A 21,840-nucleotide genomic window follows, 5' to 3' on the forward strand; every position below is an offset into this window, starting at 1 on the left:
CGAGAAGCTGGAGAAACAAATATGGCACAGGCACAACGGCTCGCTGGCTATGGTCTAGACGTTTTGAAGAAGCTGTTTAGAATGAAATAGCCCTGGCATGGAACGTCAGTCTTTGCTTGAATTGGCAGGAGTGAGAACCCCTGCGGCTCCAGATATCAATCTCAGCGACAGCAACAATGTAATTCTTCCTAAAGTTGCAATAGATTACCGTTTTAATCCCAACGTATTGATCTACGGTAGCATCGGTCGCGGATACAAGAATGGGGGCTTTAGTTCGCTTCCCAGCACTCCAGAAGCTGCTGCATTCGACCCCGAACGCAGTTGGACTTACGAAATTGGGACAAAAACCAACTGGTTTAACGATCGCCTTCTAGCTAATTTATCTCTGTTCTACACGCGAGTCAAAGATTATCAAGTCATTGACTTTATTCCTCCCAATATATCCTCAATTACTAATGCTGAATCTGCGAATATTTGGGGTTTAGAAGTAGAAGTAAAAGCACAGCCAGCAACAGGACTTAACTTAAATGCAGGATTGGGATATACAAATGCCAAATATGACAGATATACCAATGGAGCTGGAATAAATTTGGGAGAAAATAGGCTATCAAACACGCCAGAACTCACCTACAATTTAGGAGCGCAGTACCGCAGTCCTAATGGATTCTTTAGCAGGGTTGAGTTACAAGGATTTGGCACTACTTTTTTTGAAGAAACCAACCAAGCAAAACGGAGTCCCTTTGGTTTAGTAAATGCCAGAATCGGCTACGAGTTTGATAACTTTGGGATTTATTTATTTAGCAATAATTTGTTTGACAAAACCTATCTCACTTCGAGTTTTAAAAATCGCTTTGACGGCGATCGTTTCTACGGTGGTATTGGCGAAGGTAGAACTATTGGAGTTCAAGTCACAACGCAATTTTAGTCAGTAGGAGAAACATATGACAAGCAGCAAAAATCAACAATTCGATGTAATCATCTTAGGTTCAGGACTGGGTGAAAACATCTCCTAAACCTGATGTTAAGAAGTATTTTGATTTCAAGATCGGAGATATGGCGCGCTATCTTTTAGTCAATCAGTAAACAGGAGATCGATTTATGTCTGAGTCAAATGTTCAGTTAAGCGGTGTACCGCGCACAATGGTTTTAACTCTGCGAGGGCGTGCGGACGAACACGATCGCCCCGACGGTTTATTTCAAGACGATCGCGCTGCTGCATGGATAAAATCTTTGCCTTGGGATAAGGAACTAGAGGAATTTTACAATCCAGTATCTCAAATTGCTTGGGCTGTGCGGGCCAAACTATTTGATGAAGTTGCCGAACGTCATATTGCTAATTTTAGGTATCCATTAATTGTAGAATTGGGTGCTGGTTTATCGAGTCGCTATCATCGTGTCGGCAAGGACCGATCGATCTGGATCGATCTCGATCTTCCCGTCGTGACTGAAATTAGACAACAGTTAGACACCGAGACAAACGAACATCAATTTATCCGCAGTTCGGTGATGGATTTTAATTGGATGGACGCACTACCCAAAAGGGAACCTGAAAGCATTTTGTTCATTGCTGAAGGATTGCTGATGTACTTTGAAATTAACGAGTTGCAGCAGTTAATTAACGAGATGCGCCGCAAGTTTCCCGGTGCAACTTTGGTAATGGACGTAGTAGGAAACTCTAGTAAAAAAACTGGCAGTAAATTGGCTCAACTGGGAGCACCGATAAAGTGGTATGCCAGAGATGAACGAGATGTTGAAGCTTTGGGATTGTCGCTAGTAAACGTTCGATCCTTTTTTCGATCGTACCCGGAACGTTGGCCTTTGATGGTGCGCTTGCTTTCTTGGATTCCTTATATTCGCAATGGCTGTCTGGTTGTGGAAACCAAACTCAATCCGTTGGTGCAAACAATTAATCAGTGAATTTTGAATCATGAATGTACTGAATTCGGAAACAAAGCAGAGCATCTTATTAGATTTAGTGAAACAGCGACTGTTGCCAATTTGTCTCTCAATCGGTATGGCTGCGATCGGTACATTGCTGGGGCTAGTGCCGTTTGTTCTGATTTATTTGATGGCGATCAAGTTACTCAATCCGCCAATTGACCGAAACTATATTTGGATATTGGCTGCTGTTAGTGTAGCTGCCATTTTTTTCAAGTCTTTGTGTAAGAGTTTAGCAATATCCATTTCTCACCGTGCAGCTAATGCGATAATCTGCGACGTGCGATTGGCGATCGCCCAAAAGTTAAATCGGGTTCCCTTGGGTTACTTCAATCAAAACTCGATCGGTCAAATTAAAAAGATTATGGCAGACGATGCTGAAAATCTTGAAGAGGCTTTAGGTCATATTTTACCAGATTTCGTATCTGTCACAACATTAGTTTTGCTGACAACCATTTATCTATTTACTGTTGACTGGCGGATGACTCTAGCAACACTTGCTGTTTTTCCGATCGCCCTTGCAGGTCAAGCTTGGTCAGTTCAAGCTGCTGTGAAACCCCTTTACAAACCGTTTCACGATTCCCTGGAAGACATGAATAGCACGATCGTTGAATACGTGCGGGGAATGAAAGTAGTTAAGGCATTCGGGCAAACAGCAACGTCCTACGAAAAATACGAAAATGCTGTCAATCGCTATCACAAAATTTACCAAGAATGGGTTTGGAAATCCTTACCCGGTTTATCAGTATTTTTTGTCGGTATCACGGCTAATATCGTTACCATTTTACCAGTAGGAACTTGGCTTTATCTTTCTGGCAGCATCGATATGTCAACCTTAATTTTGTTTTTGGTTTTAGGTTTGAGTTTCAATGCACCGCTGTCTAAACTGATGTCAATTCTCTCAGACGGATATTATATGTTTGAGGGTATGAAGCGTATTGAAGGAATTTTCAACGAGCAAGCGTTGTCGGTGTCAGAGTGCGATCGCCAACCGGAAAACTCTAGCGTTGAATTTCGTAATGTTGCCTTTAGCTACAACGAAAAACAGACACTTCGCGACATCAGTTTTACCGCAAAACAAGGAACTGTAACTGCTTTTGTCGGGCCTTCTGGAGCAGGAAAAACGACTGTCGCACGGCTAATTCCCCGGTTCTGGGATGCAGATAGCGGTGAAATTCTCATTGGTGGGGTTAACGTTAAGGATATGTCTTTTGAAACTCTGATGTCGCAAGTAGCATTCGTGTTTCAAGATGTATTCTTATTCCAAGATACTATTTGGGAAAACATTCGCTTAGGGAACCCAAAAGCCAGCAATGCAGAAGTTATTGAAGCAGCAAAAATGGCTCTAGTTCACGAATTTGTTGAGGCCCTGCCGCAAGGTTATCAGACTATTGCGGGTGCGCGAGGTGCTAAACTCAGCGGTGGACAAAAACAGCGAATTGCGATTGCGCGAGCTATCTTAAAAAATGCTCCAATTGTTGTATTGGATGAAGCTACAGCTTTTTTAGACCCAGAAAATGAGGCCAAAATTCAAGAAGCGATCGGTAGTTTGATTCAAAATAAAACTTTAATTGTCATAGCTCACCGACTATCAACTATTACCGAATCTGACCAGATTATTGTATTAAATAAAGGTACGATAGTCGATCGAGGTCGCCATTCCGAACTGTTGCAAACAAGTGAGTTATACGGCAAAATGTGGCAGGCTCATAACACGGTGCAAGACTTAGAGCTTAATGCAATAAGACTTACGCAAGAACACAGTATTTCTGTAGTTGCAAGCGAAGCAAAGTAACTTCAGCCTTGGTTTTTATTGAGGCAATACTGTAATATCCATAATTGACAGCAAAGATACAGCACTTCCGGCTATTATGAAGCACAGTTTTACTCGTATCCCTTTCCTGTCCTAACTTTCGATACTGTCTGCGTACCTCATAGCAGCCGGAAGTGCTGTATTAACATGATAGTTACAATCGCGGGTAAATAAACAATGATTTCCTTTGTAAAACAACTCTACAATCTAGGCACAAAACAAGATAAATCGGATCTAGTTGTGGCAACACTACTAAAATTAATCTCAGCATTATTCACGAGCACACCTACGGTATTTCTCTACTTAATTTTGCTAGATTTATTCGATGAAAATATTGACGTTTGGAAATTTGTTTATTTGATAATTGGTGTAGCAGCTTGCATTCTGTTACAGTCGATTTTTGGTTACCAAGCATACCGTATTTACAGCAGCATCCAAGCCCGCATTGCTGGCAGAATCCAAAACGAGATAGGCGATCGGATTCGCAAACTTTCAATGGGGGTTTTTTCAGAGATGAATGCCAGCACGATCGACACAATTGTGACCGCTGATGTGATGAAAATTGATTATATGTATGCCTTTCCAACTATAGTTGATGCTATTAGCATACCTGCTTTTATTGCTTTGTTTTTATACTTTATAGATTGGCGGATGGCCATAGCTACAGTAGCAGGAATTCCGTTGGCTATCTCGATTTATAACTGGAGTCAAAGTCGGCTCAAAGAACTGACTCAACTCCAAGCAAAATCGCAAATCCAGAGCAATTTACAAATCATGGAATATATCGATGGAATTGGAGAAATTAGGGGATTCGATCGAACGGGGATGCAATTCCAAAAGCTCGCTGTAGCTGTTAAGGATAGCAGAGAAGCTAACATTAATTTAGCCACAAAGTTAGCACCCGCAGACGTAGCTTTTAACACAGCTTTAGAATTAGGTTTTGCTGCACTTTTGCTGTCAGGAACCTATTTGCTTTTGCAAGGTCAATTGACTGTACCAGTTTTTCTGATGTTTTTGGTGCTGGGTTTGCGATTTTACATCCCCTTGCAAAAAATTGACGAATTATCTCGCAATCAGCGACAAGCAAGTGAAGCGATCGCCCGTATATCTAACTTGCTGGAAGTTCAGCCACTCCTTGAAGTAAAAGAAGACAAAACTTTAGAACAGTTCGATATAGAGTTTAAAAATGTTTCTTTTAGCTATGAAGAGATTCCTGTGCTGCAAAACATTAGCTTCACGGCAAAACAGGGGAGGGTAACGGCACTTGTCGGCCCTTCTGGCTCTGGCAAAACAACTATTAGCAACTTAATTGCTCGGTTTTGGGATGTCAGTAATGGCGATATTTTAATAGGTGGAGTAAATGTCAAAGATTTAAAAAACGATACACTACTATCATATATTAGCATAGTGTTTCAAGACGTTTACTTGTTTAACGACACTATACTCAACAATATCAAGTTTGGCAATTCTAATGCTACGCAAGAGCAAGTGGAAGCAGCAGCTAAAGCTGCAAGGTGTCACGAATTTATTTTAGAATTACCCGACGGATACAACACTCCTGTCGGTGAAGGCGGATCTGCACTTTCTGGCGGAGAGAAGCAGCGAATCTCGATCGCCCGAGCCATTTTAAAAGATGCGCCGATCGTGCTGTTGGATGAAGCTACAGCATCGATCGACCCGGAAAATGAGCTGCTAATTCAACAGGCGATCGACTCTTTGGTGCAATCAAAGACGCTAATTGTTATTGCACACAAACTCTCAACTATTAAGAATGCCGACCAAATTTTAGTAATTGAAGGCGGCAAAATTATTGAGCGGGGCAATCACGGCGAATTAATTAAAAACGGCAATCTTTATAGTCGCTTTTGGAGCGATCGACAACAAGCCAGAAGTTGGAAAATTGAAGTTTGATAAGGAGTAAAAAATGTTGGATGCTGACCTGTTATTTGACGCTACATTTTATCTCAACCAAAATCCCGGTGTAGCGGCAGCAGTAGAGCAAGAGACATCTCCAAAATAGTAACATTCGTGGTAAAATAACATCATAAAGCTTTTTTAACACCGAAACATGACCGACATACTAAATCATATTGAAGAGCATCCTCAAGAAACACAGCGATTAATTGGTTTGGATTATGAACAACTACAACAATTAATTCAAAACGCGGAACGATTACATCATGAAAAACAAGCTTTACTAGAATCAAAGAAAATTAGAATTATTGCTAGTGGAGGCGGGCGTAAATCAAAATTATCTATGCGGGAACAAATAATTTTAACGTTGGTCTATCTGAGGCATATGACAACCTTTCAACTTCTGGGCATCCAGTTTGGAGTAAGTGAATCTACAGCTAATGATACGTTTAATTATTGGTTGCCTCAATTGCGAGAATTGCTACCATGTAGCTTACTTGAGCAAGTAAAAAAAAACGCTGCTGACTATGAAATGGTCAAGGAAATACTCACAGAATATGAATTAATAGTAGATACCTACGAACAAGTCAGAGAAAGACCTGGAGCTCAAGATGAACAAGAAAAATATTTTTCAGGTAAGAAGAAAAATCATACATTTAAAAGTCAAATAATTGTCATGCCAGATGGTAGAGATATCGTTGATGTTGTGGCACTTAAACCTGGACCGAAAAGCGATATAACTTTATTCCGAGAAGAACGCTCACAGTTTGACCCTCAACAAAAATTCAAGGGAGATAAAGCTTACGTTGGAGAAGCTTTAATGACAACTCCTATGAAGAAACCCAAGAATCGAGAATTAACAACTGAAGAAGAAGAACAAAACAAAGCATTTTCTGGCAAAAGAATCTTTGTTGAACATCGAATTCGCTCCCTCAAAATATTTCGAGTTCTCCAAGAAAGATTTAGGTTAAATCCCCAGAAATATGAGGAAGTAGTTTTGACGATTTGTGGAATAGTAAGGTTGCGAATTAGAGCGCTAATATTACAATGATAAATATCTGCTACATCATCAGGTTAAAATCAACACACATAACTAGATATTTTGGCTTAATTATCAACAATAAATATCTCAAAGCCTTATTAGAGCGTACAGAGTCGCTAATTTATGATGATTGCATTTACGTCTTACAGCCTAGTTACACAAAGGCTTTAACTGTTTTTGGAGATGTCTATTCTAAGTTTCCCACGATTCCAGGCCAATGCAAATACTACCCTTGACAATTTCCCTTTTTCCTTAACTTGTCACCAATGATCGTCCGTAGATTATTTTTGAATCTGACCTTGTTGCCAACTTCCTTTGTTGAGCAGGCTCAGCATACACCTTGACAGGGCTAGTTGAAAAAAGCATAATTTTACCACAAAAAGATCGTAATAAATGACTACACTACGAGCAATTTTATTGATGAAATTATTAAAATAATCTGAAATTACAGAGGTACTAAAATCCGGGTATCAAAGCCTGTATTTACTTTTTAATCAGGCTTACAGGCTTTTTTAGTACATCTGCACGGGATAATTTCAGTTTAAAGGTATGAAGAAATACAAATTAGGAATTATATTAGCTCCCTACTTTGTGGTAGCAATCCCTAACTTAGCTCCCTTAATTCGGCGCAATCTATCCATGACTTCCACAACATTTCCGTGATTGACGCTTTTATCCGCATTCAGCACAATTAAGGAGCTCGGATTTGACCCCATCACCTGTCGCACCGTACTCTCAATCTGGTCTAAGTTGACTGACTTTTTATCAACCATTAATTTTCCCTGAGCATCGAGCGTGACGGTGATTTTAGAAGGCGATTCCTGAACTTGAGAGGTTGCTGCTTTCGGTAAATTTACAGGCAAACCCTCGGATTTGGATAAAGACAGGGAGGAAATAATGAAAAACGTCAATATGGCGAAAACCACATCAATTAGTGGCACGATATTAATTTGGGCAATATTATCAGGTTCATCGGGTAGGCGCATAGTTAGATTCTCTTGATAGTTTTTCGTAGCGGTGACGGTACAATAACTCTAGCTGACCTCCAGATTCCTGAATAAAAGCTATCTGCTGTAGGTAAAAACCGCGAAACATATTGGCAAATAAAAGCGTAAAGATTGCCACGACTAACCCCATTGCCGTAGAAACGAGGGCTTCGCTAATCCCACCGGTAACGCCTGCGGCATTGGTGCCTCCGGCATCTCCCAGTTTCAGAGAATCAAAGGTGGTAATTAACCCCAAAACTGTTCCGAGCAACCCAAATAGTGGGGAGAGGGTGATAATGGTGTCAAATATTGTATTGAATCGCTTCAAAATGGGGATTTCTGCCTGAGCTGCACTCTCTAAAACCAAACAAAATTCTTCGATGTTGGGCGAGTCTAATTCTAATGCTTCTAAAAAAATTCGGGCTAAGGGCAAATCGGCGTTTACTTGTAATTTTTTGATGGCGGAATCGGGGTTTTGACTGTAGAGTTGTAGCACTTCCCTCACGACTCGCCGCTGCCGCCGATTCACTCTAAACCAAAAAGCAAGACGCTCTAAAATCAGCGCGACTGCTGCGATTGATGAGGCCAACAGCGGCCAAGAAACAATGCCCCCAGCGCGAAAAATGTAAATGAGATTATCCATTGGTTTGTACTCTCGTTAGCTGTTTTGAACGATCCAAGCTGCCTCATGGTGCAACGCCGCCCGATCGAATGCTGGTATAGTTTCTGCGTCAAGTCGGCACAATTAAACAGTTGACAGTTGACAGATGACAGATGAGTGCGAAGTGAGAAGAACGGAGATTTAAATTCCGTTCTGATCGCAATCTGCCGACCTGAGTAAGGGCTTCAAACCCCTGCCCCGTCGGTGATTCAGACGGAGAATTGTTTCACTCAAGCGCGATCGCACAAACGCACTACCTGTATTTGACTATCTTCATCTGTACCCAAAATGCTCCTACTGCGATCCCGACCGATTTTTCTGCCAATGCTTTTTTGCTAAATATATGCGTTAGGACTTGACAATAGTCTTCAATAATTTAAAAGATTCTCAACTAGGTTTCCACAAAAATCAGGCAATGTCAAGCGATCGCCCAGAAATCTTTAATAAATAATAGTTATCTGTTTTATGATAACTATTATAAATAGTTATCATGTTTTTCTCTAAAAAGCTTGAGAATGTTGAAATTTGTTGGTAAATTCGGGGGTAGAGTATTGCAGTTAAAGAATTTTGGAAGCTGGCCCTGCCAGAATCAGAACATTGACAGCGCCCATGCGAGCCACACAGGCACACCCAAAAGAAATGCCCAGGGGTGGCGTCTAGTCGCTCTATCAAAATTAAATAAATGAAAATTAATAGCAAGAGTCTTGAACAGGGTGACAGTCTTCTTATAGGATAAGTAAGTTCATCAGTGATAGCAAGCTCAACCCGCAGTTGGTAGCTTGTTTCGGGTTATGTGGGGGAGCCAGCGAGGATGTTGCCAACCCATCAATAAAGGAGATCGATCGGGCATGAGTTTTTCAAATTTTTCGGCGACGCAAAGACAACAACAAGAAGAAGCTCTCAAAAAAGTGCTGGCGATCGGTTTTATCGCCTCAACCTTACTGCACGGTGTCGCGCTGCCGCTGAGCCTCAACTTGGTCAAACCTGCTGAATTTGCAGAGGATGCCATTGAAATTGTTGTGCTTGATGAGCCTAAAGTAGAGGAAACCGAGCCAGAGCAGGCTATTCCAGAAAAGGTTTCTCCCCCGACTGAGACGTTCAAACCAGAACCGCCACCAGAGCCAACTCCCCCAGAGGAGCCACCGGTAGCGGCAACGCCACCGCCGATTCCAGAGGAGCCATCGGTAGCAGCAACGCCCCCGCCGATTCCAGAGGAGCCAAAGGTAGCGGCAACGCCACCGCCGATTCCAGAGGAGCCAAAGGTAGTGGCAACGCCACCACCAGAGATTAAGAAAGAGCAGCCCTTAACGGAAACTTCGCCACCAACTCCTGTGGAGCCTTCCCCCCCACCTCAACAGGATTTCAATTCCCCAGAAACTCCTAAAACCCCGATCGCCAACGAACCCAAAAATCCCTCGCCCGATCCTCCAAAAATTGATAGCCCCAGCACAACTGCTCCCCAGCAATCGCCTCCGAGCGAACCACCCGTTACCGCCTCCCGCCCCAAGGGCGCTGGCAGTTCCACAGACTTTACAAAAGATGCTGGAAATCCCAACTCCTCCGACAGCCCTGAAAAAAACAACCCGCTCTCGCCATCTGCTTCGGCGGGTAGCGGGGAACCTTCTGATGAGGCATTAAATCCTGCTTCCGGCCCCATACAGCGATCGCCCCAAACTGGCTCGCCAGTCACAGCTACTAGGCCAGGAGGCGGTAGTAACTCTGGAAATGCGATCGGGGATCTCACAAACCCCTCATCCTCTAATAGCCCCGGAGGCGGAAGCCCCGCCAGCGAAAGCGAAATATCTTCCTCAGAGCCATTTGCGGCTGGTTCGGGGCCCTCGCCCCGATCGCCCGCGGCTGGCCCGCCAGTCACAGCCACCAGGCCAGGAGGTGGCCGCAATTCGGGAAATGCGATCGGGGATGCCACAAACCCCTCATCCTCTAATAGCCCCGGAGGCGGAAGCCCCGCCAGCGAAAGCGAAATATCTTCCTCAGAGCCATTTGCGACTGGTTCGGGGCGATCGCCCCGATCGCCCGCGGCGGGCCCGCCAGTCACAGCCACCAGGCCAGGAGGCGGCCGCAATTCTGGAAATGCGATCGGGGATGCCAGAAACCCGGTCGGAAGTCCCTCGAACTCACCATCCGGTGGGAGTGGAACTGGTGGGGGGCTTTCTTCAGAGCCATTTGGCAGTGGTTCGGGTGCGGTGCCAAAGCCGACAAATCCAGGAGGCGGGGGGAGTCCTTCGCGTCCGAACGGCCCGGCTCCAGGTACTTGCATTAGCTGCGGTAAACCTGAATATCCGAGCGCAGCCAGACAAGAAGGGCGACAAGGCCGAGTGGAAGTCATGTTTGACGTTGACCCCAACGGTAAGGCATTCAACATCGCGATCTTGACTTCGAGCAAGTACGACGACTTCGATCGCGCAGCGATTAAAACAGTAGAAAAATGGAAATTTGCCTCATCAGAGAGCGGCATTCAAGGAAAAACAGCATCCATTACCTTCCGGCTCAATGAGTAGGGATTTTTTTGAGACTCTCGCAATTTGGCTGGGAATTCTATAGCACCGTCCCTGGAATAGCAAAGTTAAAAGTTGAATTTTTTGTGAATTATGAATTTGAGAATATCGTCAGCAAAATTAAGTAAACTTCAGCGAGTTGGACTCGCTCTATTAGTTGGTTCCAACTTGGGAATGGCTCAGTTATTTGCAAACCCTCACAGCGCAATGGCAGGAGTGATTACTTTACCCGATGGCGGACGTTGCGAGGGAGAATTGAGTGAGGGAAAACTCAGCGGCCCCGGCACCTGTCAATATGCTAATGGCGATCGCTACGAAGGCCAATTTCTCAACGGCAAACCTCACGGTAAGGGCACTTATACATTTAAAGCAGAAGGTCGATACCAAGGAGAATTTGCGGATGGGGAATTCAACGGTCAAGGTGTCCGCGAATTTGCTAACGGCAACCGCTATGAAGGGACTTTTAAAAACGGTGAGTTCGATGGAACTGGCATTTTTACCTCAGCTAACGGAATTCGTTACGAAGGCACTTTTACCAACGGTTCTCCCAGCGGTCGAGGGGCTTTTACTTTCAGTGACGGCACTCGTTGCGAAGGAGATATTAAGGAAGGAAAAGTTAACGGCAAAGGTGTCTGTCAATATGCCAATAAAAACCGCTACGAAGGAGAGTTGTTGAATAACTTGCCTCACGGACAGGGAACCTATACCTTTGCGGTCGGAGGCCGTTATGAGGGGCAATTTAGTGAAGGGCAATTTCACGGTAAAGGAGTTCGCGAATATCCGAACGGCAACCGCTATGAAGGAGAGTTTGTGAAGGGAAACACTCAAGGTCAGGGGTTGTTGACTTTTAAAGAAGGGGGACGTTATCAAGGGCCGTTTGACAATGGAGAATTTAGTGGTGAAGGTGTCCGTGAGTTCGCCAATGGAAATAGCTATAAAGGCACTTTTGTCAAGGGTAAGATGAGCGGGAAAGGAGTTTATGTTTTTGCGAATGGCGATCGCTGCGAAGGCGAATTTAACGATGGTCAGTTCAACGGTAAAGGTAAGTGTATCTATGCCAATGGCGATCGCTATGAAGGTCAATTCCTCAACGGTCAAAAACACGGTCAAGGTGCCTATGTTTATGCAGATGGCACTAAGGTAGAAGGAAATTGGCAACAAGGTCAAATTAAAAAATAATCTACGGGCGATCGATTTCATCTTTAACGTTTGAGTCGCAGTAAAAACCAACATCCCGCTATGTTTTAAAAGGCGATCTCCGTTTCCACATCACTAAACCAGTGATTGATAAAACTGCTGGCATTAAGCCGATGAAGACATAGAGAATGCGCGTAGCAAGTCCGCCAAAGGTGCCGTAGTGCAAATTAACGATCGTCACTAACACCTTAAATAGGGGATCTGGTTCAAGCACTTTTTCTGCTTTCAATACCTTGCCTGTAAAGCGATCGATCTCGACTGCACTCAAGTCAAAATGTCCCGTTGTTTGCTCTGGAAAACTTTTCTGAATAACTAGCTTATTTCCCTTGTCTTCGGGAAATTGGACATAGGAAATCTTGCCACCGGGAAGCGCTGCATCGGCTTTTTGAATTAATTGACTCAGTGCAATTGGTGTTTGAGTTTTATTTGGAACGGGTTTTGCTTGAACTTGACCGCCCCCTCCACCTAATAAAAACTGCGCTGCAATAATCGCTGAGCCGGTAAAAGCAAGGATGCTGAGCAGAATTGTTGTGAGGATACCACCGACATTATGCAGGTCGTAATTCAATAAAGGTGCGGGTGCCCTCCAACGAATTTTAAATCCGATTTTTAAGTTTCGCCAACCCGACCACAGTAACGTTCCGGTGATAGTAGTCAGCAATAGCAATCCACCTACAAAACCCATTGCAATATGACCGGGCGTTTTCAGCAATAGGGTGTAGTGTAAAGTGTGCATAAAACCGATAAACGATCGCTCCCACACTCTCGCACCCAACACCTTTGCTGTATAAGGATTCACATAGACTTCTAAATGATTTTCGTCTGGCAAATTACCGCCAAAGTTATAGGTATCTTGTGGTGTTTTGGGAAAGCGAACGAACGGCGCTTCCAGAGTTGGATAAGCTTGTTGAACTGATTCAAAAATTCGAACGAACGACGCTTTTTTGGGTTGCGGAATAACTTGCATTAAAACAGGATTTAATGCGCGATCGGCTTCTTGGCGAAAGACGATCGTGCTACCCGTCAAACCCGTGATAGTAAAGATTAATCCGAGGAGCAAACCAATAATACTGTGAATGTTGAGAACAAACTTGCGGAATTTCATTTTTGACCTCACTAAAAATGCACGGGAAATTAACCAATTACTGCGAATAGTTCGCCCATTTCGATATGTTATTGAATTTGATAATCAAGGAATTTTGGATTTGGAATTTACGACTTTAGATTGACCCCAAACAGTCAAATCAGAAGCTTGAGAATTTGGGATTTACGATTTGCGATCGGCGTTGAAACTTTCTTACTTATTTGAAACTTTTATCTTAAGTTGACACCAATCATCTCGGTTACTCTCCTTTGCCACATTTTGTTTTGCCACCACCGCAATAAGTCGCAAACCAAGGACTGAATTTAGCGGCATCTTCTTTATCGTTGGTCATATTCACAAGCGTTGCAAAGCTAGATGGCTTACTACCATAGCGAAAGTGCATATGTATTGGTTCACCCTTTGATGCACCGTGCGGCGGGATGAAACTGAGATACTGAAAGCGATTACAGCCTGGATCTTGCTTTTCCTGTTTCGCTAACTCAAATAAATCCCAAGCTATTTTGTACTCTTTGTAATACTTGGAATCGCCAGTTGCACCCATGTAGACGTACTGGCAGTTGCGCGCGATCGGTTTTTTACCGGCTGCATCTTTATAGAAGCTGAATTTCTCCATTTTCTCGACATCAATGCGTTTGGGATTGCGCGGATCTTTGACAGAGTTCTGGTGTTCTGTGTTGAGATTAAACACGCCATTAAATCCTAAATAAGGGACTTTATAGGCATTGATGGAGAGAATTTGAGTGGCTACAGGCGATGGGGACGCAATTGCCTGGGGCGCTTGCGGGGCTGTATTTTCAGAGGTACTAGAAGCATTTGTTGGGGCTGCCCCATCGGCCGTTTTATTCGCTTCAGGTATATCTGATGTGCCTTGACAGGCGATCACCACTACCGCAGTTACAGCTAGAATTGCCTTGAGTTGGAATCGTTTCATAGATATCTCCTGGGATAAAAAATTAGAGTGCGATCGATTCGTTGCCAACTCGCAAGTAGGGCTAATGCCCCTGTGCCAGCCCCAAATGCGAACGATCGCACCGTGGAGTCGCACTCATTATCATTTACAGCAAGCCTCTGGGGATACTCGTTCTTTCCATCTAGTTGCCTGACACGAGCAACCGTGCAATCCGAGTGCATTAACAAATCTTGATTTATTGATAACTATTTTCAATAAGTAAGTTACAATAGCTTATTGCTAATGTCAAGTCAAATTAATCAATAATTAATCTCAATAATTTTGGGACAGGTTTTGACGATCGCCCTCAAGCTAGAAGCGCGATCGCATCGACGAGCCCGCCAAATTATTGACTTTCCGACTGCTGCGCCTCCAGCAAAGCCTGCAAATCCTCTCCAGTAGCAAAATCCAACAGTGCCTCACTCAAATCTTCGAGCACGGGCAAGGGGAGATTGACAAGGCGCACGGGCATTTCCTCAGACAATTCTTGTCGTAACCGACGGGTTAATAATCGGATAATCAGCGCGCAGGCTTCTGCCTGTCGTCCTTCCTGCCGTCCTTCCGCCTTAGCTTCTTGATAGAATCTCGTTTCCTGCAATGTAATTCCCAACATCGACAATACGCTTGACTTTTACAATAAATTAATGCTAAAGAATTGCAATAATTGTGAAATCATGAGAATATAAATAGCAACAAGCTTAAGTTGATGTTGGGATTGTTGACAATCAATAGAGCTATTAGCTAACGACTAACAGTTTTTACTTAGTAACTAACTACTATTCACCCCCGATCGGGCACTGAGAGCTTAAAGTTTGCAGCGACTGAAAGCAGAGTCGGGTTTGCCAAAGATATTGAGGAGCAAGCATGAGCCTATCAAATTTTTGTATAGAACAGCGATTGAAAGAGCAGGAGGCTCTGAAGAAGTTTCTGATTTACTGTTTTGTCAGTTCAGTAGCCTTCCACGCCGGGCTAGGCGTCAGCGCCGATATCCTCTATCGCGCTGTTGAAGTCACACAAGAGCCAGTAGAGGTAGTTGCAGTTGAAGATACCAACTCGCAACTAGAGCCTGAACCGAAGGTTAAAAAAGACATTTCTGAGCCAGAACCCAAACTATTTGAAGGTTCTATGTTACAGGCCCCAGGGGCTGCCAAACCGGGCGAGTTAACCGCACCAGAACCTGCTGCTGGGAAAGCAACTTCTCCTGGTGGAGCTGCGGCGGAACCATCAGCTTTAGTTTCGCCACCTCAGCAGACTGAACAACCGCGATCGACTGTTCCAGCAGCCACGCCACCAGATCCAACAACTTCAGCACCACAGCCACAGCCAACCGTTGAAGCACCGCCTCCGGCACCAGCACCGCCTCCAGCACCAACAGCTCCACCAGCGACATCGGAGCCAAAAGCAGAAGCCGCACCGACTCAGCCAGCAGCACAGCCAGCACCAGAAGCGATCACACCTCCACAAACCACAACCTCTTCAACTCCAGCAGTTGAAGCATTTCCACAACCGACAGCCGATTCGGGCACGGGGGATCTCGCGCCCGATACTTCAACTCAATTCCCCACACCAGGAAACGTGGGTTCTGTAGCTAAGGGGCTAAAAGATTCCACGGAAGTCACAACTGGTACAGGTACGACGGCAACGGGTACGAGTACGGGTACAACCGCACCAAGTACAGGTACGGGCACAGGCATAGGTACGAATAGTGGGGGTACAAGCACAGGCACGGGTATAGGCACGGATATAGGCACAGGTACAGGCACAGGTACAGACACAGACACAGGCACAGGTACAGGCACAGGTACAGACACAGACACAGGCACAGGTACAGACACAGGTACAGACACAGGTACAGACACAGGTACAGGCACAGGTATAAGTACGGATACGGGTATAAATACGGATACGGCTACAGGTACAGGCACGGGTACAGCTACAGGCACGGGTACGGGTATAGATACGGATGCGGCTACGGGTACGGGTACGGGTACGGATAGTGCGACTACAGATATAGTTACTGGTACAGGTACGGCTACGGACAGCGTGGCTACGGGTACAGACACAGGTATCGAAAATTTACCAAACGATCTAGGCCCAACCGAAACTGCAACCAGAAGCATCAATCCAGAAGGAAACACAGGCAGTGGGGGTACTGGTTCGAGTGGATCGGGCGGGCAAGCTTGTCGCGGTTCGTGCGAATATAAATACGAACGCAGGGACTCATTAAGCGAAGCAACGGGCGATACTCGTTTGAGGGTCAAAGTAGATTCTAGAGGTCGAGCCGTTAATGTGGAGGTTTTAGAGTCCAGTGGCGATAAAGAAGCCGATCGCGCCGCCATTGAAGCTGCACGACAAGCTGAGTATCCTAAAGCAGAATCCGGTGATGAACGCTGGCATCGAGTTAGAGCCAATCACGGTATGGAAGGTTCAGGGCGTGCCAGCCAAAATCGCGATCGCGTGGAGCAACAGCAACAGGAAGCCAGTCGCGAGTGGGAAAGACCTTCTTCAGAGATAGTTGACGTTCCCCCCGAACCAGCTTATCAGGAGGCAGCACCCGCTCCCGAACCAGCTTATCAGGAGGCAGCACCCGCTCCCGAACCAGCTTACGAGCCACCACCGGAGCCAGCTTACGAGCCACCACCCGAACCAGCTTACGAGCCACCACCGGAGCCAGCTTACGAGCCACCACCGGAACCAGCTTACGAAGAGCCACCACCGGAGCCAGCTTACGAAGAGCCACCGGAGCCAGCTTACGAAGAGCCACCACCGGAGCCAGCTTACGAAGAGCCACCACCGGAGCCAGCTTACGAAGAGCCACCACCGGAGCCAGCTTACAGCTTACGAAGAGCCACCACCGGAGCCAGCTTACGAAGAGCCACCACCGGAGCCAGCTTACGAAGAGCCACCACCGGAACCCGCCGAGTAAATGTATTGTTTTTGTTCAAGCCCACATTCCGCACCCCCAACTGCGTGTGTGCCAGTTGAGGGTGCGGAATGTGGGTTGTAAGCTGATCGCGATCGAGCCTGGGGGGTAAGTTCCGCTTACCACACATGGGTTTAAGCTTTGCCCCCTATGGTTTTCAGGTGGGTTGTCACCCCTCCAGTAGAAAATGCACTCTTTGTGGAACGGCATCTTGCCTGTTCTTGAGAATGGAATGGTGCAATATCTTAGCAGACCCACCAGCGGGCGCATTTCATTCAAAAAATGACAATTATTATCAATAAAACTTTTGATTATTTGCTTGACATTGCTAGCAGAGTATTTTAATTTAATTAAATTACTGCAAATAATTAGTGATAAAGTCCTAGCTTATTGACCGCGACTATTTACTAATGGTTATACAGTAGCTCAGCTATTATTGGTGTGTGGTGAGTGTGAATATGAAACTATATCTACCGTTGGCGTGCGCTGCACTGCTGAGTATTGGTATGGGCCCGACTGTCGCGGCTGAGGCTGCTAGGGAGGACAGGGCTGAAGCCTCGCGCTCGATCGCCCTTAAACCAGGACCGATCGAGCGTCCGGGCGAATCAGAGGAATTGCTTCAACCATTACCCGATAGTGCTCTTGGGGAACGGTCAGAACTTTCCCTGAAGAAGTCGTCGATTAAAAGTGAGAAGCTTGAAACCAAGCAAACTGCGGCAGACCCCGATCGCCAACCCAATCCCCAGTTGACGCAAAATATTTTCAACTCCGACGATCACAACACCTCTATTCCCAATCCTCCACCATTCGCCACAGGGCGATCGATACCGACGACATCCATTCCTAAAGCGGACGAAATAGAACAACCCAGCACCAGCGCCCAAGGGCTATTGCGTCCGTCGGTACGGAGTTTCACAAGTTTGGACGATATTGTGCAAATCTCTCAATCAGTCGTACAAGTAACCGACGTGCGGCTTAACCAAACATCAAGGGGTTTGGAAATCATTTTAGAAACCGGAGGGCAACAATTACAAACTACTACTAGGATTCAAGGCAATACGGCGATCGTCAACATTCCCAATACAGTATTACAGCTACCAGATGGTAACGAATTTCGCGCTCAAAATCCAGCAGAAGGTATTACCCCTATTATCGTAACTCAGCTAGATGGTAATACTATTAGGGTCAGCGTGACGGGAGTTAACAGCATACCAACAGCACGGATAAATCAAAACGAAAACACTTTAATTCTCAGCATTTCGCCAGAAATAACAAATTTAGAATAACACGGTTTCAGGGGGAGTAAAAGTTGTCTTCTAGGCAAGCATTCCCATTCCACCGTTCAAGAATATGTATCGCCTGAGTCTGGCTAAGTTAGGATAACTGCAAGCTTTTTTAATGATATCATTGTCGTCATTAGTGTCAACAACTAGGTCAAAAGTAGTCACAGACTGCTGTTTAACCTTTTTGAGCGGGAGCGTAAAAATTATGATCGATCGTCGTCGGCCATGTAGCGGTTTGGCAATTTTATTGAGTTTATCGTTAGCTGCTTGTACGAGCGTCAATACACTGCCATCATCGAGTCCTAAAGCTCGGGAAACGGTTGCTCAATCTAGTCCCAGCACTAACTTTAATAAAGAATCAGTTCAAAGGGTAGTTGCTCTCAGTTCTTTAACTGCTGATATTATTTATCGATTAGACGAAACTAAATTAGTTGGAATGCCTGAAAGTCGAGTGTTCAGCGGGGATAAAAGACTGGAAAAAATTCCGCGCGTTAGTGAAGAACGCACGCAACCAAATCTCGAGAAAATCGTCGCTCTCAAACCCGATTTAGTTGTCGCTGTAGCAGGCTTTCACGACCAAACCGCACAAAAGCTCAAAGAATTGGGAATTAACACTTTATTAACTAATGCCGATAGCTGGCAATCTCTGGAAGAATTGACTAAAACTTTAGCAAAGTCGATCGGTGCTAATTCAGAACCCCTACTAAAGCAGTACCAAAGTTTCTTACCCCAAAAGCCGGTCGCCAGTCTTTCTACTCTTCTTCTAGTAAGCCGTCAACCGATATTATCTCCTAATAAAAATAGTTGGTGCGGGGATATGCTAGCTCAGTTTAATGTAAAGAACTTGGCAGCAGATCTACAAGGAGAAAGTCCGATAAAAGGCTATATTCCTTTGTCGGCCGAAAAAATAATTCAAGCAAATCCAGAGATGCTAGTGGTTGTGGAAAGGGGAGATAACATCCTCGAAGAATTCCAGTCTCAACCTTTTTGGAGTCAACTAAAAGCAGTGAAAAATAAACAAGTTTACGTTTTTGACTACTACGGACTCGTACACCCCGGCAGTATAGATTCAATAGAAAAAGCTAGCACGAAACTCAAACAGGTATTATCAGAACAGGAACGGAGGTAATAATTAAGTTGAAAAAGTTGAAAAAAGTCGTCTTAAATAATCGGATTGTTAAAGCAGCGTTAATTCTGTGTTTCGGTTTAGGAATTGCGGTCGCCATTTCTCTCTCTTTGGGTGCAGTTCCCTTAAGTTTTCAGGAAATCTGGCTGGCACTTTTGCGTCAAGGGAATCCAGTTAACCAAACTATTTTGTGGGATTTGCGCCTGCCTCGTACTCTCGCTGCTATGTTAGTAGGAGCAGCTTTGGGAATGTCAGGAGCGTTATTACAAGGGATGTTGCGAAATGGTTTGGCCGATCCGTTTTTGTTGGGAATTTCAGCGGGTGCGGGATTGGCCGCTGTTGTTTTGCTGATGTTGGGATTATTTATAGCTTGGGTACCGCTAGCTTCTTGGTTAGGCGCAATTCTCACAACATTAGCGGTTTATTTTTTAGCGCGAACACCATTAGGAATTTCTGTTCAGCGCTTAATTTTGGGAGGAGTGGCACTCAGCGCTTTTTTTGGCTCAATTACTTCGATGTTATTGCTGTTTTCTGACGATCGCGTTCAAGTTGCGCTCAACTGGTTAATAGGTAGTTTAAACGGTCGCGGTTGGTTGGAAGTTAAAGTAGTTGGGTTGTATATTTCAGTCGGTTTAATTGCCGGGTGCTTGCTAGCACGTCCGCTAAATCTGTTGAGTTTGGGAGATGAATTGGCTGTAGGATTAGGAGTATCGTTGGCGCGATCGCGTTTGTTAATTGGTGGAGTAGCCGCACTTTTAGCAGCCGGTGCTGTTAGTATCAGCGGTTTAATTGGTTTCGTTGGCTTAGTAGTTCCCCATATCGTTCGCTTGCTAGTGGGAACAAATCATTACTGGGTTTTACCACTTTCAGCAGTTGCGGGAGCTTTGTTAATGACAGTCGCCGATTTAATTGCTCGTTTAGGTTCTGTGGAATTGCCTGTAGGTGTAGTAACTTCTGTAATTGGAGCGCCTTTTTTTGGCTTTTTGCTTTATCGGCGTTCTGATATTTCCTAATTGCTATGAATTTTTTAGAAGTACAAAATCTCAAAGGTGGTTATGGTTCTGTTGCGGCTATCGAGTCAATTAATTTATCGATAGCGCCTGGAGAATGGTTAAGTATTATTGGCCCCAATGGTTCGGGAAAATCTACTTTGCTGAAGCTGACGGGGCGCATTCTTTCCCCTCAGTCAGGAATTGTTTTGTTGGAGGGGAAAGATATTCACACTCAACCGGCGAAGGTGGTAGCGCAGAAATTAGCATTATTGCCGCAACAACAAACTATTCCTTCTGGGTTGAGCGTGCGCCAGTTAGTGAGTTTGGGAAGAAGTCCCCATCAAGCTTGGTGGCAATGGGAGTTGGATAGCGAAGGAAGTGCAAAAGTTGAGGCTGCGCTGGTGCAAACTCAAATGAAGGATAAGTGCAATCGTGCAGTCGAGGAACTTTCTGGAGGAGAGCGACAGCGAGCTTTTTTAGCACTAGCATTAGCTCAAGATGCGCGGGTTTTATTGTTAGATGAACCGACAACTTATCTGGATATTCGCTATCAGTTGGAGTTACTGGAGTTGCTTAAACGCCTCAACCAAGAGCAAGGGTTAACGTTAATTACGGTTTTGCATGAGGTGAATCTGGCAGCCCGATATAGTTCCCGTATTGCTCTCCTCGATCGGGGAAACCTTTGGGCTGTGGGAGCGCCTGCTGATGTTTTAAATCCTACTAATTTTGCTCGGGTATTTGGTTTGTCTGTCGTAATTTTGGAAACGCCTGTTGGTTTGCAAATCTGCCCGATTTCTCCTGTGTCTGCCTCAACAATTGCTGATTGGTGAGTATATGGTTATAAGACAATACGATCGACTATCAGGGGGATGCGAGGGGATCTCCGGGGAATTAACAGTGTTAACCCAAGCGTATTGGGTTATGAGATTATTTTTGATTAGACTGATTCACTTTCAAACTACCTAGTCACTCAAAGCAAGTAATTATTGAGAATAATTTTTAAAAGTGGTTCCCGAATTCCATCAGTTGCCGAAGGGTATCCGCAACAGACTTGCTCGGTTCGGCAGGCTGTGCCGACAGTGTTTGCACCTCGGGCAAGACTTGGGAAAGACTCTAAATGTAGGTAAAATAAGCATTTTATGCACCATATACGCTATATGTGGAGTCGCGAAGCAAGTTTTTTTAGAGATAAAGTAACAGCCTGCCCCCTAATCAGCCATCCGCCCGAAGGCCCATTATACTAGAAAAGCTGATAATTATTTTTAATAAAGAAGTTCAATATTTACTTGACATTGGCAGCAAACTTATTATATTTTGAGCTAGCTACTGCGAATTATTAGTGATAAACTACGGTTGTTGACCGCCACTATTACGAATTGCGTAGCCGCCCAAAAA

18 protein-coding genes are annotated in these 21,840 nt (G+C 44.8%); 13 read left to right on the top strand and 5 right to left on the bottom strand.

Translation table 11 applies throughout. The features are described from left to right. Window positions 1-97 precede the first annotated feature (97 nt). From JGK20_RS00385 to JGK20_RS00405, 5 genes are all read left to right on the top strand, one after another. The gene (locus tag JGK20_RS00385) at window positions 98-925 is read left to right on the top strand and encodes a TonB-dependent receptor (RefSeq protein WP_293228742.1); all 828 of its coding nucleotides are present in this window, start codon (window positions 98-100) and stop codon (window positions 923-925) included. Between the two features lie 173 nt (window positions 926-1,098). Next, window positions 1,099-1,917: a class I SAM-dependent methyltransferase gene (locus tag JGK20_RS00390; protein ID WP_293228744.1), complete on the top strand. Its 819-nt coding sequence runs from the start codon at window positions 1,099-1,101 to the stop codon at window positions 1,915-1,917. 10 nt (window positions 1,918-1,927) lie between these two features. After that, window positions 1,928-3,733, top strand: coding sequence for an ABC transporter ATP-binding protein (locus JGK20_RS00395; protein WP_293228747.1), 1,806 nt, complete (start codon window positions 1,928-1,930; stop codon window positions 3,731-3,733). A 195-nt stretch (window positions 3,734-3,928) separates the two neighbouring features. Next, window positions 3,929-5,662, top strand: a complete 1,734-nt coding sequence (locus tag JGK20_RS00400) for an ABC transporter ATP-binding protein (RefSeq protein ID WP_293228749.1) — start codon at window positions 3,929-3,931, stop codon at window positions 5,660-5,662. A gap of 157 nt (window positions 5,663-5,819) precedes the next feature. Continuing rightward, a complete protein-coding gene (locus JGK20_RS00405; RefSeq protein ID WP_293228751.1) occupies window positions 5,820-6,716 on the top strand; it encodes a transposase family protein in 897 nt (298 codons plus the stop codon). A gap of 575 nt (window positions 6,717-7,291) precedes the next feature. On the opposite strand, the gene JGK20_RS00410 is transcribed toward JGK20_RS00405, so the two are convergent. After that, window positions 7,292-7,693: a biopolymer transporter ExbD gene (locus tag JGK20_RS00410; RefSeq protein ID WP_293228753.1), complete on the bottom strand. Its 402-nt coding sequence runs from the start codon at window positions 7,691-7,693 to the stop codon at window positions 7,292-7,294. After that, window positions 7,677-8,336, bottom strand: a complete 660-nt coding sequence (locus tag JGK20_RS00415) for a MotA/TolQ/ExbB proton channel family protein (protein WP_293228755.1) — start codon at window positions 8,334-8,336, stop codon at window positions 7,677-7,679. The genes JGK20_RS00410 and JGK20_RS00415 overlap by 17 nt, the downstream gene beginning before the upstream one ends. 866 nt (window positions 8,337-9,202) lie before the next feature. On the opposite strand from JGK20_RS00415, the gene JGK20_RS00420 reads away from it, so the two are divergent. Further along, on the top strand, window positions 9,203-10,873 hold the full coding sequence (locus tag JGK20_RS00420; protein ID WP_293228758.1) for a TonB family protein: 1,671 nt from the start codon (window positions 9,203-9,205) through the stop codon (window positions 10,871-10,873). A 90-nt stretch (window positions 10,874-10,963) separates the two neighbouring features. Then, complete coding sequence (locus tag JGK20_RS00425; protein WP_293228761.1) at window positions 10,964-12,049, top strand: hypothetical protein; 1,086 nt, start codon at window positions 10,964-10,966, stop codon at window positions 12,047-12,049. A gap of 58 nt (window positions 12,050-12,107) precedes the next feature. Here the strand turns inward: JGK20_RS00425 and JGK20_RS00430 are convergent, their stop codons facing one another. Both JGK20_RS00430 and JGK20_RS00435 read right to left on the bottom strand, forming a co-directional pair. Continuing rightward, window positions 12,108-13,172: a PepSY-associated TM helix domain-containing protein gene (locus JGK20_RS00430; protein WP_293228764.1), complete on the bottom strand. Its 1,065-nt coding sequence runs from the start codon at window positions 13,170-13,172 to the stop codon at window positions 12,108-12,110. A gap of 238 nt (window positions 13,173-13,410) precedes the next feature. Continuing rightward, the gene (locus JGK20_RS00435; protein WP_293228767.1) at window positions 13,411-14,103 is read right to left on the bottom strand and encodes a hypothetical protein; all 693 of its coding nucleotides are present in this window, start codon (window positions 14,101-14,103) and stop codon (window positions 13,411-13,413) included. Here JGK20_RS00435 and JGK20_RS00440 point away from each other — a divergent pair. After that, a complete protein-coding gene (locus tag JGK20_RS00440; RefSeq protein WP_293228770.1) occupies window positions 14,084-14,275 on the top strand; it encodes a hypothetical protein in 192 nt (63 codons plus the stop codon). The genes JGK20_RS00435 and JGK20_RS00440 overlap by 20 nt on opposite strands. 192 nt (window positions 14,276-14,467) lie before the next feature. Here JGK20_RS00440 and JGK20_RS00445 read toward each other — a convergent pair whose 3' ends face one another. Continuing rightward, complete coding sequence (locus JGK20_RS00445) at window positions 14,468-14,734, bottom strand: DUF4351 domain-containing protein (RefSeq protein ID WP_293228773.1); 267 nt, start codon at window positions 14,732-14,734, stop codon at window positions 14,468-14,470. A 251-nt stretch (window positions 14,735-14,985) separates the two neighbouring features. On the opposite strand from JGK20_RS00445, the gene JGK20_RS00450 reads away from it, so the two are divergent. The 5 genes from JGK20_RS00450 (at window position 14,986) to JGK20_RS00470 (ending at window position 21,275) form a co-directional block, all read left to right on the top strand. After that, a complete protein-coding gene (locus JGK20_RS00450; RefSeq protein ID WP_293228776.1) occupies window positions 14,986-17,106 on the top strand; it encodes a TonB family protein in 2,121 nt (706 codons plus the stop codon). 396 nt (window positions 17,107-17,502) lie between these two features. Next, entirely contained in the window at window positions 17,503-18,330 is an 828-nt protein-coding gene (locus tag JGK20_RS00455; RefSeq protein ID WP_293228779.1) for an AMIN domain-containing protein, read from the top strand. A gap of 202 nt (window positions 18,331-18,532) precedes the next feature. Further along, entirely contained in the window at window positions 18,533-19,456 is a 924-nt protein-coding gene (locus JGK20_RS00460; protein ID WP_293228782.1) for an ABC transporter substrate-binding protein, read from the top strand. Between the two features lie 8 nt (window positions 19,457-19,464). Continuing rightward, window positions 19,465-20,466, top strand: coding sequence for an iron ABC transporter permease (locus JGK20_RS00465; RefSeq protein WP_293228784.1), 1,002 nt, complete (start codon window positions 19,465-19,467; stop codon window positions 20,464-20,466). 5 nt (window positions 20,467-20,471) lie between these two features. Then, window positions 20,472-21,275, top strand: a complete 804-nt coding sequence (locus JGK20_RS00470) for an ABC transporter ATP-binding protein (protein WP_293228787.1) — start codon at window positions 20,472-20,474, stop codon at window positions 21,273-21,275. Window positions 21,276-21,840: the final 565 nt, after the last annotated feature.

The sequence above is a fragment of the Microcoleus sp. PH2017_05_CCC_O_A genome, from assembly GCF_020738785.1.
GTDB lineage: Bacteria > Cyanobacteriota > Cyanobacteriia > Cyanobacteriales > Microcoleaceae > Microcoleus.

Bases quoted from the DNA above. Each gene is read 5' to 3' on its own strand.
- JGK20_RS00455 (WP_293228779.1), top strand. From the start codon at position 17,503: ATGAAACTATATCTACCGTTGGCGTGCGCTGCACTGCTGAGTATTGGT.
- JGK20_RS00435 (WP_293228767.1), bottom strand. From the start codon at position 14,103: ATGAAACGATTCCAACTCAAGGCAATTCTAGCTGTAACTGCGGTAGTG.
- JGK20_RS00410 (WP_293228753.1), bottom strand. From the start codon at position 7,693: ATGCGCCTACCCGATGAACCTGATAATATTGCCCAAATTAATATCGTG.
- JGK20_RS00460 (WP_293228782.1), top strand. From the start codon at position 18,533: ATGATCGATCGTCGTCGGCCATGTAGCGGTTTGGCAATTTTATTGAGT.
- JGK20_RS00400 (WP_293228749.1), top strand. From the start codon at position 3,929: ATGATTTCCTTTGTAAAACAACTCTACAATCTAGGCACAAAACAAGAT.
- JGK20_RS00430 (WP_293228764.1), bottom strand. From the start codon at position 13,172: ATGAAATTCCGCAAGTTTGTTCTCAACATTCACAGTATTATTGGTTTG.
- JGK20_RS00405 (WP_293228751.1), top strand. From the start codon at position 5,820: ATGACCGACATACTAAATCATATTGAAGAGCATCCTCAAGAAACACAG.
- JGK20_RS00445 (WP_293228773.1), bottom strand. From the start codon at position 14,734: ATGTTGGGAATTACATTGCAGGAAACGAGATTCTATCAAGAAGCTAAG.
- JGK20_RS00390 (WP_293228744.1), top strand. From the start codon at position 1,099: ATGTCTGAGTCAAATGTTCAGTTAAGCGGTGTACCGCGCACAATGGTT.
- JGK20_RS00450 (WP_293228776.1), top strand. From the start codon at position 14,986: ATGAGCCTATCAAATTTTTGTATAGAACAGCGATTGAAAGAGCAGGAG.
- JGK20_RS00395 (WP_293228747.1), top strand. From the start codon at position 1,928: ATGAATGTACTGAATTCGGAAACAAAGCAGAGCATCTTATTAGATTTA.
- JGK20_RS00420 (WP_293228758.1), top strand. From the start codon at position 9,203: ATGAGTTTTTCAAATTTTTCGGCGACGCAAAGACAACAACAAGAAGAA.
- JGK20_RS00470 (WP_293228787.1), top strand. From the start codon at position 20,472: ATGAATTTTTTAGAAGTACAAAATCTCAAAGGTGGTTATGGTTCTGTT.
- JGK20_RS00385 (WP_293228742.1), top strand. From the start codon at position 98: ATGGAACGTCAGTCTTTGCTTGAATTGGCAGGAGTGAGAACCCCTGCG.
- JGK20_RS00425 (WP_293228761.1), top strand. From the start codon at position 10,964: ATGAATTTGAGAATATCGTCAGCAAAATTAAGTAAACTTCAGCGAGTT.
- JGK20_RS00415 (WP_293228755.1), bottom strand. From the start codon at position 8,336: ATGGATAATCTCATTTACATTTTTCGCGCTGGGGGCATTGTTTCTTGG.